Consider the following 21,896-nt stretch of genomic DNA (forward strand, 5'->3'; position numbering starts at 1 on the left):
TGTCCAGTCACAGATTGCCGGGATACAATATCTGGTAACAGTTCGTGCCTGTGATACTAATTGGAACCTTGTAACATCCACCGAGCCGACTGTTTCCGTAACTTCAAACGATACATTTGCGCAGATACAGGCATCCCATCCGCTTACACAGGGAGCAACCACATTCACAGTTTCTTTAAGAAAGAATACAGGCGGGGTTTCGTCAAGATATCTCACCGCAACTTACAGCGGTACAATGACAAAACCGAATTCACCGACATTTGTTGTTGCTTCCTCGGCACCTGTTAAACTACAACTTCTGGTTCCCGGTGAAACCGCTGTTGAGGGTGATGTGGATAATAACGGTAAATCAGTAATTCAGACAAATTTGACGGCTGGTTTTAACTATAGTGTCACGGTAAATCTTACTGACCCGTATTGGAATACAGTGACTTCACTCGGTTCGGATACTACGGTTCAGGTTACCGTTCCGGGAGCATACCTGAACCCAAGTTCTATCCCGAGCAATTATTTAGAGAACGGCACACGTAACTTTACCCTTGCGATTTTGTCGTCAGGCAGCTGGACAGCGACAGCTAGTGATGTTAGTGTTCCATCAAAATATACAAGTAATACTTCACCTCAGATAATCGTAGTATCCAGCGGTGCCGTAAAGTTGCAGGTTTTGTTACCTGGTGAGACTGCGATTAGTGGAAAGACATCAGACCCGGCAGGTAAGACAGGCTCACCATCTACCCAGACAGCCGGAATAAAATTTACAATAACAGTTAATGGTGTTGACCCGAACTGGAACATAGATGATTCAAAGTCAGGTGATGTTGTGACAGTTATAACAAGCGATAATAATGATTCCAATCCGAATGATAATACACTTTCATTCGGACAGCGGACATTTGATATAACAAACAAGACGGCAGCAGTGGCGGTTCATAAAGCGACAGCGACAGCATCGGGATATACAGAAGGTAATTCTGCTTTCTGGACAGTAATAGCTTCAGCCGCAGTAAAGATGCAGATAGTGATGCCTGGCGAGACTGTCGTTCCGGGCTCGGCATTAGGCAAGAGCGGACCTATAACTGCCCAGGTTTCAAGTGTTACGTTTTGTGTAACTGTTAACAGTTGCGACCCGTATTGGAATAAATCAAGTAGCGGTACTTTGTATGATAGTGCAGTCCGGCTGACTTCAAATAATGACGAGTTTGTTTCTTCAATTGACAAGAATTTACAAAGTGGTACAACATATTTCTGGATTACGTTGAAGAGGTCAACAGATACTGCGCAACTGACTGCTACTGATATTTCCGCTGCACCCAATATGGTTTCTACAACAACAGCATTCTTTGTTGTAGGTTCGTCTAATGCAGTAAAGCTGTTGATATTGATGCCGGGTGAATCACAATATAATGGTTCCTCAACAGGCAAGAGCGGACCGGTTTCGGCACTTACAGCAGGCACCCCGTTTGAATTAACCGTTAAAGCTTGTGATAATAACTGGAACACTGTAAATATCACTCAGCAGATTCGGGTAGAAACACCGACCGACATTTATGATATGTTGCCTAACGGCAATCTTGAACAGTGGCTGCAAAATGGTTCTACAGTATACACATGGACATTTGTAACGGCAAACGGCGTGCATCAGATAAAGGCGTTGGATATTGACGGTGACGCAGTACTTTTAAGCACGTACACGCAGACAGTAAACGTCCTTTCTGATACTCCGCTGAAACTGCAGATAGTAACACCCGGCGAGACCGCAGCACCAGGTTCATCAGCTGCCGGCAATGGTAAGACAGGTTCTCCTTCTACGCAGACAGCCGGAATACAGTATGTGGTTACAGTCAACGGATGTGATAATTTATGGAACGTTGTTACATCTACCGAGCCTACAGTTGAAGTAATTTCCGAGACGGACGAATATGAAGTTATCCAATCATCACATGCATTGACAAGCGGTTCAACAACATTTACGGTAATAATGAAAACGGGGGAAAGCACATCTCATACCCTGAAGACGCAGTATTCAGGTACTATGGCTTCCCAGACAACAGATAGTTTTGTAGTTATATCGTCCGCGGCGGCAAAGTTGCAGATATTGGTACCTAATGAGACCGCATTAAAAGGTTCAGGAAGCGGCAAGTCAGGAACACTAGCAACATTTACAGCCGGGATGAACTATGTAGTGACAGTTAATTTAGTTGACTCCTACTGGAATAAAGTAACAAATTTAGGCAACAGCACAACTGTACAGATAAGCGTTTCAGCGCCGTATGCAAGTTACGTGAGTTCAAAAACATATTTGCAGAGCGGAGTCAGAACATTTACATATGCAATGTTATCCAGCGGCAGCTGGACGACAACAGTATCTGATGTTGATGGAGTTGCACCATTTTATACAAGTAATACTTCACCTCAGATAACCGTAGTATCCAGCGGTGCGGTGCAGTTGCAGGTTTTGTTACCCGGCGAAACAGCAGCACCAGGTAAATCAACAGGTAAAACAGGAACACCGTCTACTCAGACAGCAGGAATAACATTTACAATAACGGTTAATGGTGTCGACCCGAACTGGAACATAGATGATACTAAAGACGATAATGTTACTGTTGTGACAACCGACAATAATGATACCAATCCACAACCCAGTTCGCTTTCAGCAGGACAGCGGACATTTGATATAACAAACAAGACGGCAGGAGTGGTAGTTCATAAAGCGACGGCGACAGCGTCAGGATATACAGACGGCAATTCGGCTTTCTGGACAGTTATAGCTTCAGCCGCAGTAAAGATGCAGATAGTGATGCCTGGTGAGACTGCTGTTCCGGGTTCAGAACTTGGCAAGAGCGGACCTATAACTGCCCAGGTTTCAAGTGTTACATTCTGTGTAACTGTTAACAGTTGCGACCCGTATTGGAATAAATCAAGCAGCGGCACTTTGTATGATACTGCAGTCCGTCTGAGTTCAAATAATGATGAGTTTGTTACTGCAATTGACAGAACTTTAAATGGTGGTACGACATATTTCTGGATTATGTTGAAGAGGTCAACAGATACTGCGCAACTATCTGCTACTGATACTTCCGCTGCACCCAATATGGTTTCTACAACAACAGCATTCTTTGTTGTAGGTTCGTCTAATGCAGTAAAGCTGTTGATATTGATGCCGGATGAATCACAATATAATGGTTCCCCGACAGGCAAGGGTGGATCAGTTTCAGCACTTACAGCAGGCACCCCGTTCCAGATAACAGTAAAAAGTGTAGATAATAACTGGAATACAGTAAGTTCCGGCGGTGGTTCAAATGCACAGGTAAGAATAGAAACACCGACCGATATTTATGATATGTTACCCAACGCCAATCTCGAGCAAGTGTTGATAAGCGGTTCAACCACTTACTGGTGGACATTTAAAACGGCTAATATTTCCACTGGTCATCAGATGAAAGCACTGGATATAGACGGTACTCTACCACTGCTTAGTACCTACACACAAACAGGCATCAATGTTGGGGCTGCATCTGCAGCCAAGTTACAAATTATTGTTCCGGGTGAGACAGCAGTTCCCGGCGATACGTCAAATAACGGTAGGAGCAGTTCACCTTCACAACAGACAGCCGGTGTGCAGTTTATTATAACTGCAAATGCAGTTGATAACAATTATAACGTTTCATATTCAACGGAGCAGATAAGGATTGTATCTAATGATATAAACGCACCCGGACCGTGGCTTAAACCGCTTGTGGATGGAACTACGCTTGTTAGTCTGACACTTGTTACTTCAGGGTATGTTACAGTTTCACTTGAGGATACGGATGCTATAAGACCGGACTTTACTTTCCCGTCAGACTCGCGCGGGATTACTGTTATTTCAAACACTCCTGCAAGATTTTTAATACTGTCTCCTGGTGAAACACATAAGCCCGGAACATCTGCAGGAAAATCAGGAGAACCATCTACCCAGACGGCAGGGCTTGTATTTATCGCGACCTGTTATGGAACTGACAACTGGTACAATATTACCTCAACTAATGCTTTGGTCAGGTTTAGTTGCGACGACCCGAATGATAAATATGGTGCGCTTGATTATATTGACTTGCCATTAACCAACGGGACAACATTCTATCCTGTAAAATTGAGAACTGTTTATGATTATGTTAATGGTTCTAACTGGATACCTAAAGTAGAAGGCACAATAGGCGGTTTTGTAAAGAATTCCACGTCAACTGTAAACCTCACTCAGAATATGAATGCAGATAACAGGAACCTGCAGATATTGATGCCGGATGAAACCGCAGACCCTGGTACTGTAACAGGCAAATTCGGTTCTGTATCAAACAGGACAGCAGGAATTTCATTTACATTTACCGTTAATTCAGTTGACAACTGCTGGAACAGGCGTCCCGAAGAAGTTGTTAATGTTTCAATTGTAACCACAGACCAGTATGACGATGAAAGCGAACTTACCAATAAGACTCTTACAAGCAACGGCACATTGACATTTAACCATGATTTCAAAACAAGAGGTACTGTAAAATCAACCGCAACAGTTACCGGCTATAATTCAAGTTCAACACCGTTTGTGACTGTTGTTTCATCAGGTGCTACTAAATTGCAAATCCTGGTACCCGGCGAAACTGCAGTTGAAGGAAAATGTAATGTGGAACCTCTTGGTAAAACGGGAACACCTACTCAACGGGCGGTATGGGACCAATACACAATAACTGTAAATTCAGTTGACCCAAGCTGGAATAAAGTTACCACTTCAACATATACTGTTCAGGTTATAACATCGGACGGTTTTGATGATAACCCTAACCCGAATAATCTTACTAATGGAACTGGGAGTCGAACATTTAATATAAAATTATTTACAGCACAGACATCGTCTATTGCTGTAATCACTTCAGGTCTGTATCCTAATCCGCAGTCTCCGGATACTTCACCGGAGTTTGTGTGTGTATCCTCAGTACCTGTAAAGTTGCAGGTTTTAGTTCCGGGTGAAACTGCCAATCCGGGTTCATCAAGTGGTTACACCGGTGAAGCATCTACCAGAACTGCGGGCTCGCCGTTTACTATAACTGTTAATCTCGTTGATTTAAAATGGAATGTTACGACCTCTTATAACAATGTTATTTTACCAATTACCGATAATGACCCGTATAACGATTTACGGGATGTATATAGTTTAGGTGCATCTACAGGTCAAAGAGCTCTTGTTTATGGAACAACAAACTTCATCCCGGTGCTGATTAGAAAGTCTACCGGGACTACCATTACAGCTAATGATAACAATTACCTCTATCAGAGTGGTAATTCCCGTCTTATACCGGTTACTTACGGTAATCCTTCGAAACTTATGGTTCTCGTGCCCAACGAATCCGCTTCGCAGGGTTCTCCAAATGGTAAGTCCGGTACAGTTGCTGCATTGACAGCAGGCACACAATTTAAGGTGACGGTTAATGCCTGTGATACTAATTGGAACATAGTTACTGATACTAATCCGTGGGTTACCTTAACGACAACTGATTTATACGACGATGAATCGGCTTCGCACTATCAACTCCAGAATGGAACTATAACTGCTAGCATCACATTCAAGACAGCTAATATGCAGGGTTATACTCTTACATATGCTACTCAGACGATTTCTGTTACCCCGGATGCTGGTTATATAATTGCTTCAACTAAAACACCGGTAATGACTGTAGATCCTGGCACTCAAAATCGTCTTGTTGTTGCTGTCCCAGGTGAAACGATAATTCCCGGCACATCAACTGTAACCGGTAAAATCGGTACTCCTTCACCACAAGCAGCAGGTATTGGATTCTGGATAACTGTTAACGGTTGTGATAGCCAGTGGAACAGGCAACCGAATGCGACTGCTAATCCTGTAACAATTTATACAACTGACCCGAACGATGTTAACCCATCTGCGTGGTCTAATTTACCGACTGGTTCAACTAATTTTTATATAACGATGTTAACAGCAGGTAATTGGCAGGTCTGGGCTGAAGACCAGGACGGGTCACCGCTTACCGTTTCCACTTCTCCTGCAATTACAGTTAACTCAGGTGCCACAGTAAAACTGAATCTTTTAGTTCCTGACAAGGTACAAGTTCCCGGCGTCGGAAATAGCGGGACTTTGCAGTCTCAAACAGCAGGTATTCCGTTTACCGTTACTGTAAATGCTGTTGATAGTTATTGGAATATCACAACTATTACTGACGAAGTCAAGATTCTTACTGATGACCAGTGGGATGCCGATTTATCAGATAAGAACCTCATTTCCGGAACAACCGAGTTTATAATTGATTTAAGAACTGCAAAAGACACGCTTATATGTGCTACTAATATAGATAGCCCAAGTATAACAGCTTCAACAGCACCGGCGATAACAGTTGGATATAGAAAAGACGATGCAAATAAATTGTACTTGCAGCTTGTTATGCCGAATGAAATCGCAGTTCCGGGTAAAGGAGAGTTCCCGACGGGTGGTAAGTCCGGTAGTCCGTCTGACAGAATGGCGGGTGTTCAGTTCACGATGACAGTTAATGCCTGTGACAGGTATTGGAATAAAATTACCGCTGACCCGGGTCTTGGCGGTGGCTGGCCTGTAGGAGCAAAGATTTATACAACAGATATTTACGATGCGGATGTATCCTCAAAAGCACTTACAAACGGGTCAACGACATTTAACTGGACATTCTTTACCGCAACAGTTATTTATTCTACCGCAACTGATGTGGACTCTGCCGCGCCTGTTTATAATTCCTATAGTTCATCTGTTAATGTTATTGCGAATAGTCTGGCTAATACGTTAGTAGTTTTACCAGGTGAAACAGCAGTCGGCGGTAAACACAATGTTACGCCTTACGGTAAATCCGGCATAATTTCAACACAAACAGTTTCCGTCCCGTTTACAGTAACGGTCATGGCAACCGACCAGTGGTGGAACCTTGTCACTGTTTCAAGCAATGTTTCTTTAACAACTTCGGTAGACGGTTTTGACGATGAGACTAATTTTGTTAATAAACCGTTAGGTGGCGGAGCAAGACAATTTACAATAACACCTTTCTTTGCAAGTTCAACCTATACAGTCACGGCGATTGTTACTGGTTTTAATGCTTATCTAACAAGTGAATTTACTGTGGCACCAAGCACCTCTACTGCAAAATTACAGTTACTTGTTCCTGGTGAAAGCGCTCTTCCGGGTTCTATAACAGGTAAAACCGGTTCTGTTTCTAACAGGGTAGCCGGTACACAATTCTATGTTACAGTAAATCTTGTTGACGAAAGGTTCAATAGAATTACTTCAATTTTACCGCAGCCGCTTGTAGCAATTTATACTTCTGATGTATATGCTACTACGCCTACACCTGTTGCGCTTACAAATTATACAAAAACGGACTTCCCGGTAACGCTTGCTACGGCAGGACTTTCAACTGCTACTATTCGTGCATCAACAACTGATTACTGGTTCCAGGGTTATCATTTTGCAGAATCAACTTCGCCGATACTCAATGTGGATATTGGTACTGCTGCCAGACTTCAGGTTCTGTGTCCCGGTGAAACACCGGTTGCCGGTTCCCCGGACGGAAAGATAGGAACGCCGACTTATCAGGCATCTTTGACAGCATTTACCGTTACTGTGAATATTACAGATAGTAAATGGAACAAGGTAAGTGCCAATGCCCTTGTTCGTATAGAGACAACTGATCCGAATGATAGCAGTTCATTCCCGGTTACTGTCCCGCCGGATTCGGGTGTATCAACTAACGGTGGAACTGCAGATATTGATGTTTCAATGGTTACAATGGGAACATGGACGCTTACAGCGGTCACTGTTCAGGCTGGTCTTTATACTTCAACAACATCAAAAACTATAAATATAAGGCCGTCTGCTCCTACACGTTTACAAGTCCTTGTTCCTAACCAGACAAATGACCCGGGAATCGGTAAAGCGGGTACGGTTACCACACGAACAGCCGGAATACCGTTTACTGTTACCGTTTTTGCGACTGATAACCAGTGGAATATTTCTGCAAATACATGGTATGTGCTGGCAGAGGTAGTTGCAAAAGCTGCAGAAGACCCTTATGTTATTAATCCTTCATCACAACCGTTAAACGGCGGGGTAACTTATTTCACGATGACATTGGTAACACAGAGAACGACAACACTGACTGCTTCAACAACCTGCGGGCTTATATTTAATGATTCTTCCGGTATACCGGTTACTGCAAATACAGCTACAAAACTTCAATTGTTGGTACCGGACGAAACGGCAGTCCAGGGCAAATGGAATGTTGAGCCGCTTGGTAAAACAAGTACACCTACTAACAGAATTGCCGGGACCGGATTTTATGTGACAGTAAGGAGTGTAGATGACTGGTATAATATAGTAACTACTAATCCGGTTGTTGGTTTGACCACTACCGACTCATACTGGTCAAATCCGACAGCAAAACAGATTACAGGCGGTCAGACTACATTTTATGTTATACTTTATACCGGCAATAATGGAGCGATGACCGGTCCTGCAACACATCAGATATGGGTAGATGATTCCGGTTTTACAACAGATTTAGCGGTCTCGTCATCACCGGTATTTAATACTATTCCCGGTGCAAAAAGCATACTTCAGGTTCTTTTGCCGGGCGAAACAGCAGTTCCCGGTAAATCTTCAAATGCAGATGGTGTAACACCGCCTTACGGAAAGACTGGTACACCTGAAACAAGAAAATCAGGCGAGTCTTTCGTTGCAACCGTTAATGGTGTAGATGCTCAATTCAACCGTATTTACACGGGTGGTGACGGAAATATCACCCTTAGTTTGGTTGATGACCCGTATGATGTTCCGGCATCAACAACAATGCCGTTAAATAGTGGGACTACACAATTTACATTTACACCTGTTTTAGGAAATACAACCGCACAGGTTTCTGCTATTGGTAATTTAATTGGCTATACAAATAACAAGAGTACTTTCGTCTGGGTGAATCCGTCAGGCCCGTATCAGTTACAGGTAATTTTACCAAATGAGACAGCAGTAGAAGGGCAAGGTAAATCGGGAACGCCGTCTAATCGTACTGCAGGTATTTCATTTAAAATAACTGTTAATGGTTGTGATTTTAGCTGGAATAAAATTTCAACTGACACGGTAACTAAAGTTGCAATAACAACACTTGACCCGAATGATGCGGCGATATCAGCCAAATATTTGCAGTATGGAACGACATATTTCTACCCGACACTCATTACTGCGGCGACTTACTGGACAATTACTGTTTCAACTCAGACATCAGAACCGCCTGGGTCTAATTATCTGCCGAATACATCTACTAAATTTACAGTTGAACCTAATTCAAGAGACCGTTTACAGATTCTTGTTCCGAACGAATCGGCAGTCCCTGGCGATGTTAATAATTTCGGGAAAACAGGTACAATTTCTCAAAAGGCAGCAGGGCAGACATTCACAATTACAGTTAATGGTTGTGATGCTTATTATAATGTGAAGACGGACGATTTAGGTGAAACATCACAACCGGTAGCATTTACAACAACTGATAATTATGTTGATTTAACAGCACAAAATAAAACACTTACCAATGGTCAGGCAACACTTAGTCTTGCTCTTGTTACTGTCTCAACTTGTGCAAGAATAAATGCGACAAAAAATACTTATAGTGCCGCTTCTTCTGACAATATTGAAATTATTTCAACATCTCCTTACCGGTTACAGGTTTTACTGCCGGGCGAGACAGCAGTTCCGGGCAGGTACAATCAGACGCCTTACGGAAAATCAAGTACAATAACAACCAGAACTGCAGGGACATCATTTACAATCACAGTAAACGGTGTAGATTTGTATTGGAATAAAATTATAACACAACCAGCTTCCACAACGACAATAAATATAACAACCTATGATTCTTACGATTCAGAACCGTCAAATTATGCGTTAAGTAACGGCTCGGCAACATTTACAATTACACTTGTAACCGTTTCAACTTGTGCAACGGTTACTGCATCCGAAGTGAATGTTAATTATTATCCTAATGACCCCAACACATCTGATTTAATGACTGTTGTGCCCGGTGCGCCGACTCAACTTCAGGTTTTGGTACCTGGTGAAACCGCAGTTCCCGGAAAATACAATAATGGTAGCAACCAGCCGCCTTACGGTAAGACATGGACCCAGCCGTTACCTAGTCAGGCAGGAGGCGAAGGATTTAAGATAACTGTTAACGCCTGCGATACTTACTGGAATAAATATACATCAGACAGTTCTACAAAAGTGTGGGTGAATACAGACGATAATTTTGATACAGAGCCGTCAACCCAGACACTGGTTTCCGGTACAACCATATTCTATCTGACTCTTAGAACAGCGGGTCTCAGGAAGACGACAGCATATGCCGAGTTTACTTATTCGGTTGCGTATTCAACACCTATTACCGTTGATGTTGGAGCTTATTATTACTTGCAGTTATTGGTACCCGGCGAGTACGCAGTTGCCGGTTCAACAGCAGGTGGTAAAGGCGGTTCTCCTGATACACGAACAGCAGGGACCCCGTTCTTTGTAACTGTTAATGCTTGTGATAAGGCGTATAATGCAAAAACTGCAGGTATGTCAGATAATGATATTGATATCTGGACTACGGACCCGAACTCCATGTATTATTTAGCCGACAATGTTTCAAATGCAACACTTAAGTCAGGGACCACATATTATCCGGTAACAATGGTTACTGCATCTTTGTGGTCGGGTACAACTTATGTAGTTTATGCAAAAGACCTGGCTAATGGAAGTATTGGACAAGTTTATTCGCCGCCAATACCAACATTGCCGGGAACTGCAGTAAAATTGCAGGTCTTATTACCTGGTCAGGCATCTGCACCGGGTACTTCAAATGGTAAAACAGGAACACCTTCGGATAGAAAAGCGGGAACGCAATTTATTATTACTGTCAATGCTGTGGATGCCAACTGGAACAGGGACATAAACTGTCCTGGTGATACAAATGTGACAATTCAGACAACTGACAGGTACGATAGCGAACTGGCAGGGCTGGACCTTATTTCAGGGACAACTCAATTTGCCATTATATTAAAAACAGGTGCTGTTGGGCTTACAGCAGGTGCAACACATCAGATATGTGCAACAAATCAGACAGGCGGTTATGGTGTACAATCAAACACATCAACAGTTGTAACGGCGGTCCCGGGTAGTCCTGCGAAACTCTTGATAGTTTTACCAGGTGAAACTGCGGTTGGTGGTAAAAATACTGACCCTGTTGGAAAAACAGGGACACCTGCAGGTTGGACAGCGGATGTTTCAACTGGTATAGTAGTTGTTGCCTGCGATACTAATTTCAATGTCAGCACAGGGGCTGTTCAGCCATCGGTCTTCGCTGTGCTTTCTGATTTGTATGATGAATCTGACCAGACGCTTGCACTTATGGCTGGTTCCGGCTACAGGACATTCCCGGTTAAACCTTATACGGTTGGTCTATGTTCTGCAGCAGTAACTGCCAATGGATATGAATCCTACACATCAACAAAAGTTACAGTAACTGCAGGTACAGCAACAAAGTTACAGGTTCTTGTACCAGGTGAAACTACATTGCCTGGTTCACTAAATGGAAAATCCGGTACAGTTACAACCGAGACAGCAGGGACAGCATTCACTGTTACCATAAACGCTTGTGATGGAAGATGGAATATCAATACAAGTAATACTTCAAATATACAAGTAACAACAACAGACAACTATGATATAAACGACCCTAAGAGTTTGACGCTTCAATCCGGGACCACTTATTACTCGGCGACATTTGTTACGTCGGAAGGTATAGGTAGCGGGCATGTTATCACCGTTACCGGTGGTTCTATGACTAATGGAACTTCTTCCCCTGTCCCAATGAAATCAGGACCTCCTGAAAAGTTGCAGATTCTTGTTCCTAATGAAACACCGGTACCTGGTTCGTCTTCCGGAAAATCAGGAATTGTTACAAATATGACAGCCGGTTCTGAATTTACTGTTACTATCCGCGCTTGCGACAGTAACTGGAATATTACTCAATCGACGCCTATAGTTCAGTTAAAATCATTTGATGCTTATGACGATTCGCCTAACGGCTGGGACCCGTCAAACTTCCAGCTTGAGAAGACCGGGACCAAGACAGCAAGCGTTACATTAGTTACGGCAGCCGTATCATCAATGTCTGTTGTTGCTACTGAGGGTTATGGTTATAATTATAGTCCTTATGTTTCTTCTTCATTTACTGTTATTCCGGGTACTCCTAAACAACTTCAGGTTATAATTGCTGCGGTTGGTGGATTTTCAACTGAGGTAGAACTTCCCGGTTCTCCGACAGGTAAAACGGGAGGAATTATTGGTTCTATAAGCGCCGGTACACAATTTGATGTCCGGGTAAACGTTGTGGATGAATTCTGGAACAAGGTTACAATTGCAGGTGAGGGTAAAACCATGGCTGATGTAAAAGTTACATCACCGAGGGACGGTTATGATGTTGAACCGGATACAAGAACAATTGGGCAGTCAGGTTCTCCGGGCACAGAAACGTTTAGTGTTAGATTATTGAATGCATGTACCCAGCACATTTATGCTATTGATGTTGATGGTCTTTCACCGTCTTATCCGATTGGTGGCGACGTTACAAAACAATATTCTTCAACATTTACGGTAGCGCCTGCTAATACCGCGGGTTTACAGCTTCTGCTTCCTGGTGAAACTGCTTTGCCGGGTTATGGTAATTACCCGACAGGCGGTAAATCAGGTGCGCCTACGACACGGACAGCAGGTATCCAGTTTACAACCACTGTTAATCTTGTTGATAGTTTCTTCAATGTAAAAACTGATGACGCTGTATCAAACTCGGCAAAAGTATGGTTAGTAACAAATGACTTGTACGATGTCGACCCGTCAACTCAAATACTTAGTTTAGGAACTGCTGTTTTTGCGGATAATAAACTTGTTACTGCAACAACTACGACCTTGCCTACACCGCCATATACAACTATTGCAACGAAGAACAATGCAAGTAAAACAAATGATACCAGCCCTGTCTTTGCAGTTGCGTTTTCAACACCTTCAAGACTTCAGGTCATTTTACCGGGTGAGACTCCTGTTCCGGGAAAATCACCTTACAATAATAATACAGGCGGAAAATCAGGTACACCTTCAACAAAAGTAGCGGGTGAAACATTAGATATAAAAATATATGTGACAGATGATTATTGGAATAGGATAGACAATTCACTTGGTAATGTTGCCACAGCAAGAGTTACATCAATTGACCCGCAATTTACTATACCTGCGGATATTACAATAACTCAGGGCTACAAAGAATATGGTATTGGTGGTGAAAATGCCTTGAAGACAGCATGGTCGACAAATACAGTATGCGTGTCAGATGTTAATGGTACTTTTGCCGCTTCCACATCTACAATTATAAGAATTTATCCGAGACCGGCGTACTATATGAGTTTTGTTCAATATCCGTCCACAGTTACAGCAGGTAACCCGATTACAATGCAGCTTAGTGTTTTTGATAATTATAATAATCTTTGTTCAACAGGTCCAAATGTTTATACAGGAACTGTTAATTTTTCGGCAAAGACATTTTCAAACACAAAACAGAATCCATCATTGCCGAGCTTTGTAACATTTACACCACTTGATGCCGGTACTACAAATCTTATTAATGCATTTATATTAAAAAAATCAGGTTCCCGGAGTGATCCTGATCACTTTATACAGGCAGAAGATGCCGGTTCTTCAAGTATTTCAACTAATAGAACTGATTATTCCGAGAATGCAAAAATAACTGTTAATCCCACTATTGCGCAGGGTTTCTATGTAACACCCGCTATACCTGAGCCGGATGCAATACAGGAGGTTGGCGGTGGTGAATCAAAACAGATAACCGGTCAGTATGTAGATATATATGACAACTACATTTCTTCCGAAGGTATTACAGTTTATCTCAATGTCGTGGATACCGGGACTTCGGTAAATGTTAGCAACCAGATACAAGATTCGTTTGGGAATGTCATAATATCAACTAAAACCGATGTAAACGGCGCTGTCGGCGGACTTCTTGGCAGTATCTATTATGTAGTCTCATCCAAAAAAGATGATGTTGCCCGTGTCTGGATTGCAACATATACTGCACCGACCGACATTTCACAATTTGTCGGTTTAAGACAGAATATTTCAAGAAAACTAAAAACCGTTGGCGGTGATGTGAGTCATTTTGTATTTATTGAGAAACCGGGTTCTGCTATTGCCGGCACACAATCAGCGAAATATAAAGTTGAAAAACGTGACAAATACGAAAATCCTACTTTCCAGGGTTCTATTGGGCATTATTATGTATTGCTTAAACTTGATGAAACGGAAAAAACATACCATTCTGCAGGTGGTTGGCAGTATCCGGGAGATTACGGGTTTAGGGATACCTCGGGTAATAATATCACACAGGTGGATATGCCGTATGGTACCTATCAGGCTGAGTTTTGCTACATTGACAAGATGGCTTCTATTCCACTTGGTGAAGATAATCGTTCGGGAACATGGCAGATAAGATGTGGAGTTGGTGCTGCCGCTGATGCTGTTGACCAGCTTTTGGTTAACCCTGCTGATATTTCTAAAGTTAATTTTGATAACCCGGCAAGAAAACTTACTGCCGGCAAACCTGAGGAATATATAATAGGTTCAGGTCCGGGTTCCACATTGCAAAACTTTGTAGTACAACTTCAGGACCAATACAGTAATCCGAAACTTTCAACTGCACCCTGTGTCATAACACTTTCAGTAGATAGAAATTCTGGTAACGATACTTCTGTTGACACTTATGGTTTCTCGCTTTCCACGGTAACCTACTCACCGTTCCAGCCTACGGGTGGATTTGTCAATTTAATTACTACGGTTACGATACCGCTTAACCAGTACTATGCGACTTTCTACTATATTGATACGGCGATTTCCGATGTGCAGGGTAGCGGTAAGCCGAAACTTATTGCTACGTCTAACTGGTCAATAGATACAGCAGAACAATCGGTAACGATAAAGCCTGATTATATCAAAAAGATTCGGTTCCAGAATTCATATCAGACACAGCCGTTAACAGCAGGTACAACTTCACAGTCAATTTATTTCCAGACAAGCGATATTTATGCCAATCAGTCACCTGTTCTTGCTACTGATGTTGAAGGTGGTTATGCTGCATTCAAATTGTCGTCTGATGAAGTGGGAAAGAAACGGTTTGCTTCACCTCATTATAGTTATGGATGGAGTAATACTACAGGCACGGCAAGAATGTCGCTTGGTGAATCTACAACTTCGTTCTACTACATTGGTACAATTGTCGGTTCTCATACATTTACAGTTGAAAGACCCGGCTGGTGGATTGCCGGTAAATCTTCTTTCACAATTGATGCAAACAGAGTTGAATCATTAATGGTTGTGTTACCTGGTATCCAGAACAGGCGGCTTATAGCGTGGACCACTATCCAGTGGGAACCGAATTATACAACAGGTGTTACAACCGACACAAAATTTGTTGTCCAAACCCGTGATATATTCGGGAATGTTACTCCTGTTAAGAAAGATGTAACAATTAAACTTGTGACAACTTCTGCTGAGGGTAAATTTGAAAATCAGAAAGGGTTAGATTCTGATCCAATATGGGACAAGCTTGAAGTGATGATAGGTTCCGGCACAAGTTCAACTGTTTTCTATTACAAAGATAAGGTAGCGGGAAATCCGAAAATTACCTGCTGGGAAGCACCCGGTCAGTTTGATTATGAAATTATTGACGCTACGGTATCACCTACAATTACTCCTGCGGTAGCAGGCTATTTCTCGGTTTTTGCTTCAACACTTACGGCATCAGTCAGAACAGTAGTAGGTGTTAAAGTAATAGCCAGAGATGAATATAGTAACGTTGCTTCCGGTGATGATGTTAACGGTAACTATTATGTCGGGACTGCATCAATTGGTGTAGTTTCTAACTCGGATAAGGGGACAATTCAACCGGCAACCGTTAAGTTTGAAACAACAGATAAAGGCGAGAAGTCAGTAAATGTCCAATCAGCATATATTGAAGAACTTCAGGTAAATGCAACTGACTACAATACAAAGTTCCCTGATGCAATTAGCGGCTGGACTTCCTATAAAGGTAAAGCTGCTTCCTCATTCTCATCTGATAGCATTAAAACTATAGGTGCAATGTTGGTACCACAGGACTCGGTTTATGAACCGAAGCTTAGTGGAAATAAGGATTTGTATCAAGGTGATGGTTATAGAGTCAAATCACCGGCACCTATCGAAATGGCACGGCTTGCACTAAGTGTTGAAGGAGGTAATACTTTTAAGTGGGAATGGTTGAGGGTTGATTTAACAACATCTACCACACTTGACTGGAGTTATGTAACAGAGGTTGCTCTTTACCTGGATGCTAATGGGAATGGAGTTTTTGATGGGGAAACAGAGTATAGTCCTGTACCATTTGATACATTTATTGCCTCTACTACAATGACGCAGAATAAATGGTGCAAACTTGATTTTTCAGGCAACATTCAGACTATAGGAGCTGCTTCTCAGAAATACTTTATTACGGTTAGGATTCCCATGAATGCTGAGAAGGACAAGTTATTAGGTTTAAGAATAAGGGATACTGACTCACTATTCGGTACTGGTGTTTACCTTGCTGCCAATAATTTAGAGTTTAAAACGAACGATGCTTATATAAGAACTAAACCGCCTCAGGTTAGTATTGAACCTTTTGATATAGCCGCATGGTGGGACCCGTTTGGTGCAGTTGAACCGCCGCTTGGCAAATATACAACTGTCCAGCAAGGGACCGAAAGAGTAGGTATGTTGAAGTTCGGTATGTGGACAAGTGAATTCACGTCGAAATTAAAGGCAGTCAGGGTTGATGCCATAGGTACATGTCTTGATAACAATCGTTTATTGGGTGATATTACTAAAGTACAGCTCTGGCGTGATGCAGCCGAGGACTCAGATGGTGTGTTGAGAAAAAATATAGATACTTTGATTTCAGAAGTTCAGTTTTCAACAACAGTTGCTACATATTTGCCGTGTGAAGATGTTGTGGGTACGGATGCGGATGAAACGCTTATTGAACAAACAACTCACTATTATTATATTGTGTATGATATAGGTGCAAGTGCCTTTGCAGGTGATACAATTACAGGTGAAAAAGGTGATACAATCGGTGCCAAAATACCCGAAGACCCGTTTGTTTTAATAGGTGGTGAATTAGCAGGAAAAGAAGTACCGGGACAAAATGTTTATCCGATACAATCTTCATTAGCAACAATAACACCTACTGTTGATATGGTAACACTTTCACCGAGAGTGGAACCGACTGCCAGTATACCGCCTGTCGGTGTAACACAGGGCGATAGTAACATAGCAATGGGAAGATTTAATATGGTCGTTAATGCCAATGCAGCGGTATGGAAACAGTTAAAAGTGGACAGATTAAGTGCTGCTTCCGGAAGTGATAGCGATATTAGTGCTATAAAAATATGGTATGATAAAGATGATAACGGACTTTTTGATCCGAATGTTGACCAGGTTGTTTCCAATCCTCCAAGGTATTTTGGCGAACCGCCGGATGATCCCGGTAAGGCGACACTTACAATTACTGGACCATTTGATGGTCAGGAAATAACAAGAACCAGCAAGACATATTTTATTACTTATGACTTTTCATACTTTGCTTCAACAGGTACTACTAACCTTGGTTTCCGTCTTGCTACTACAAATTACATAATTCTTCAGGAACCCGACCAGGTTAATACTGCTAACATACCGCAATCAAAACAGACAGGAACAATGAAAGAATTTGAGGATGTAGTAATATGTGACCCGATTGACCTGGTACCCGTGACACTTTCTCAGGATACGAGCAATGTTGCAATGATTCGTTTTAATATGAAGACAGAAAATTCATGGGCGCCGTGGAAAGGAATAAAAGTAAAGCGGCTTGGTAGTTCAAGAGATACAGATGTAACAATAGTAAAAATAGTAAAAGATAATGGTGATGGCGTATTTAATGTGGAAAAAGATGTAGTAATAGGCAGCGGTACATTTAACAATTATGGAGTACCGGGCGAAGCAGATATCAGATTCTTAACTTCTCCGGTGAGTTATACCCAGATTATTTCAACATATACCCAGTATTACTATGTTGTGTATGATATTTCCAATTTAGCGGTTCCTGACTTTTATGTAGGTGCAGCATTTGAGATGATGGGTTCAACTAAGGCAGTAGATGCTGCTAAACAGTTTAATATTCAGACACCAAACAGTATGGGTACAAATAAACTTCCTTTTGAATCATCAATGGCTTTACTTGTTCCGACACCTCGAACTGTTACAATAGTACCGACAGATATGTCCAAGACTGCCTGTGCGCTTGGCAGTGGTATAGGAATATCTGAAGCAAATATTCCTATAGATCCTGCTAATGGCGGTGCAGGAGCATTTGACACTCAAAGCACACCTGCAGGCAGAAGAGTTCTTATAGATAATGAAGTTATTTATTATTCAGGTATTTCAACAGGGGTCCCATATAATTATCTTTTAGGATGTACGAGAGGCGACCCGACACTTGCAAACACGCTTGTTTCAGGGCATACTGCAAATACTACAGTATGGAAAACACTGGTTCAATCTGAGACAAATGTACCTATGTTAAAGATGTCGGTTTCTTGCGATGGCTATAATGTCAAATGGACACAACTACAACTAAAGAGAGAAACACTACAAGGCGGTAATGTTAATGATTCGGATGTCATAGAAATAAAGGTATGGCGTGATGCTGAAGGGCTTAATAAAGGTAGATTATCACCTGATGATGTTCTTATTTCTACGGGTAGTTTTTCTCCTTACAAGTTTGGTTCGCGTGGTAAGGGCTACGAAGGTGCAGATGGTATGGCATATATAGATTTGGATGACCCTGAGTGGAAGGGAATATATACACCCGGAGTTCCCGGTCAGTATGCTGTAATTACCACAACACCGGTAGTATATTTTGTTACCTTTGATATATCGCAATCAGCAAGGGAGAATGATTCAATCGGCTGTTCAGTATCCAGGTTAGTGATTAATGACCCGAACACTTATTCAACTGCTAATTTCCCGATAAAATCAGCGACCTCGATTATAAAGCCGACCAGAGATATTATGGAAGTGAGATATGAGAACAGGGCTAAGAAATATGTTTTACAGTCAACAACCGGTTATGCTATGATAGCAATTGATTTAAGGACTGCCACAAGAGAAGCGATATGGACAGGTTTAAAGATTAAAAAGACAGGTACTGCTATTGATTCGGATATTTTCAATATAAATATTTTCAAGGATACCAATTATTCTAACGAGCTGGATGCCGGTGATGAAATGCTGACACTTGGTACCGATAAATTTATTGAAGGTTCAGCCGTTATCAATTTGCCTCAAAAAAGCTATCAGACCATACATTCGTATGAATATCAGATATTAAAGCAAAAACAAAACCCGTCATGGAACCAGAGATATTTTGTTGCTTATGATTTTAATCCTACGGCAATGGTAGGTAATTATGCCGGTATTATAATTGAGAACACTTCTGACTTTTATGTTGTTTCGCCGGATGATGTGATGTTTAAAGGGATGCCGCCTCAACCGGAATCAGATAAGTCTACAATAATGGATTATCCGGATAAGATTACTGTTCAGATGTACGAAGTCTCTCCGCCTTCTGTAATTCAGGGAGATAAAGATATTAAAATGCTCTGGATAAAGATGAAGACGGATGTTGCAGAAGCGACATGGAAGGCGCTTTTAGTGGAGAGAATACCGGCATTCCAGGCGGCAGCACAGGGTGCAGGCGGCGGAACAAACAGGGATGTCCAATATATTAAAATTTACAGGGATGCTAATGGTGATGGCGAGTTGCAGATAGGTGATGACCCGCTTATATCTTCCGGGACCGACCAGTTCCCGGCGGATCTTGTAGGTAATTCCAAACTTATTATGTTGACAGAGCCGCAGCAAATAGGTGCTTTGTCATGGAAATCATATTTTGTTGTATATGATGTTTCACCTACTGCTTTAAGAGAAAATACTTTAGGTATGAGGATTGCATCAGAATCATTTTTCTTACTTGATTTATCAAATGATAGAGCAGATACAGTAAATCCATTTCCTACTTTTGAAACAGCACCATCTGCAATTGGTCCTATAAAAGTGACAGCAGCAGGCCAATTCCTGATACCGCCCGGACTTACCCAGGATAGACAATATGCTTTGATGTCGTTTGATATGAAAGCCCATGTCCATTCGGTTAAGTGGACAGGACTTATGGTTGAGCAGACAGGTACTTATAACCCGCCGTATTCTCTTAAAGGTGACGGTATTTTATCGGAAATTGGACTTTTCAAGGATAATGGTGATGGCGTATATGGTTCAGATGATATATTTATTTCATCAGCAATACACGGTACTGCCAACTTTATAAACGGTGTGGCACGTCTTAATTTCTCAACTCAGACAGTAACTACAGCACTGTCAAGATACTTTATTGTCGGTAAGATAGGCAGAAAAGATACTCTTGGCGATACTACCGAAGGGGAAACTGTCGGAGTACGGATATTTGCATATAATAACTTTACCGTAGACCCTTATACAGCAGTTTCTTCAACATTCAATGCGTTCCCGTATGAATCACCATTAGGGATTGTGAGACATTTCTCAAAAGCAAGTGAGCCGATTGTTCATGTTGAAGAATGGATTAATTCGCAGAATGAGGTGAGAGCGTCATGGATACCGGGCGAATCCCCTGATCCTTTACAATTCCCGATTACTAACAACGAATACGGAATTTCAACATTACCCGTAACAAAAGATGATGATAAACCTGATTTTTCAGACGGATATCAGGATGTACAATTATCAACCTTTATTATTGCAAGTATGCCGATACCTCTATCGGATAATGCGACTTATTATATTGCAGTCCGTTCAGTTAATAGTTTGAAAATTGCTTCATTGCCCGGAATGGCAAAGTTCAGAGTTGATTTAAGCCCTCCGACTACACCAGGCAAACCGGTTCCGACAACGTTTATAACTAAGATTGCTGCTACACAGTATGTAGTCGACTGGGGTTACTCGGTTGATTTGCAATCAGGTCTGTTTGGTTACGAAGTACAGGAAAGAGAAGATACTAATCCTGTCTGGAGATGGTATGACGCTAATGGAGACGGTGAAACTTCTACACCGAGGGATGAACATACTTTAACGAATGATATAGTTCAGGGCGGTTCTCCGAGACTTACAGTTCTTGGAAAGAAACCCGGACACTTCTATTTCTACAGAGTCAGGGCGAAGAATAAAGCCGGTTCCTGGTCACAATGGTCTGAAATATCTGAAGCAGCAGCTACCGGTCTTCCGGCAGATGTAATATCTAATATCTCCAACTACCCGAACCCGTTTGATACCAGAAAAGGCGGTGAAGAAGGCAAGACGCATATCACATATATTCTGAATCAGGAAGCGGATGTTACAATCACATTATTCGATTTACTCGGTTACAAAGTTATGAGTATAAGCTTTGCAAAAGGAACACCGGGCGGCAAACAAGGACCTAACGATGTTACCTGGGAAGGTAAGAACGAGCTTGGTGATTTCGTAGCCCGTGGTGGTTACATTGCCCAGATAAAAGCAGTAGGTAACTACGGCACAAAAACAGCCATCCGCAAAATCGGCGTAATCCACTAATTAGTTCATAGCTTGTAGCTGCAGAGCAAAGCTCTGCTTCCGTTGTTAATGTAGCCGCACCGCCTTGCGGTGCTTA

1 protein-coding gene (running past one end of the window) is annotated in these 21,896 nt (G+C 42.0%); it reads left to right on the forward strand.

Translation table 11 applies throughout. From position 1 onward, the window contains the following. Positions 1–21,820: the 3' portion of an Ig-like domain-containing protein gene (locus PHE88_06195; GenBank protein ID MDD5687402.1), read on the forward strand. 32,909 nt of this gene lie to the left of the window's left edge; only the last 21,820 of its 54,729 coding nucleotides appear in the window; its start codon lies beyond the left edge, outside the window; its stop codon occupies positions 21,818–21,820. The last annotated feature ends 76 nt before the right edge of the window (positions 21,821–21,896 follow it).

It is taken from the genome of Elusimicrobiota bacterium, assembly GCA_028718185.1.
Classification (GTDB): Bacteria; Elusimicrobiota; UBA8919; order UBA8919; family UBA8919; genus JAQUMH01.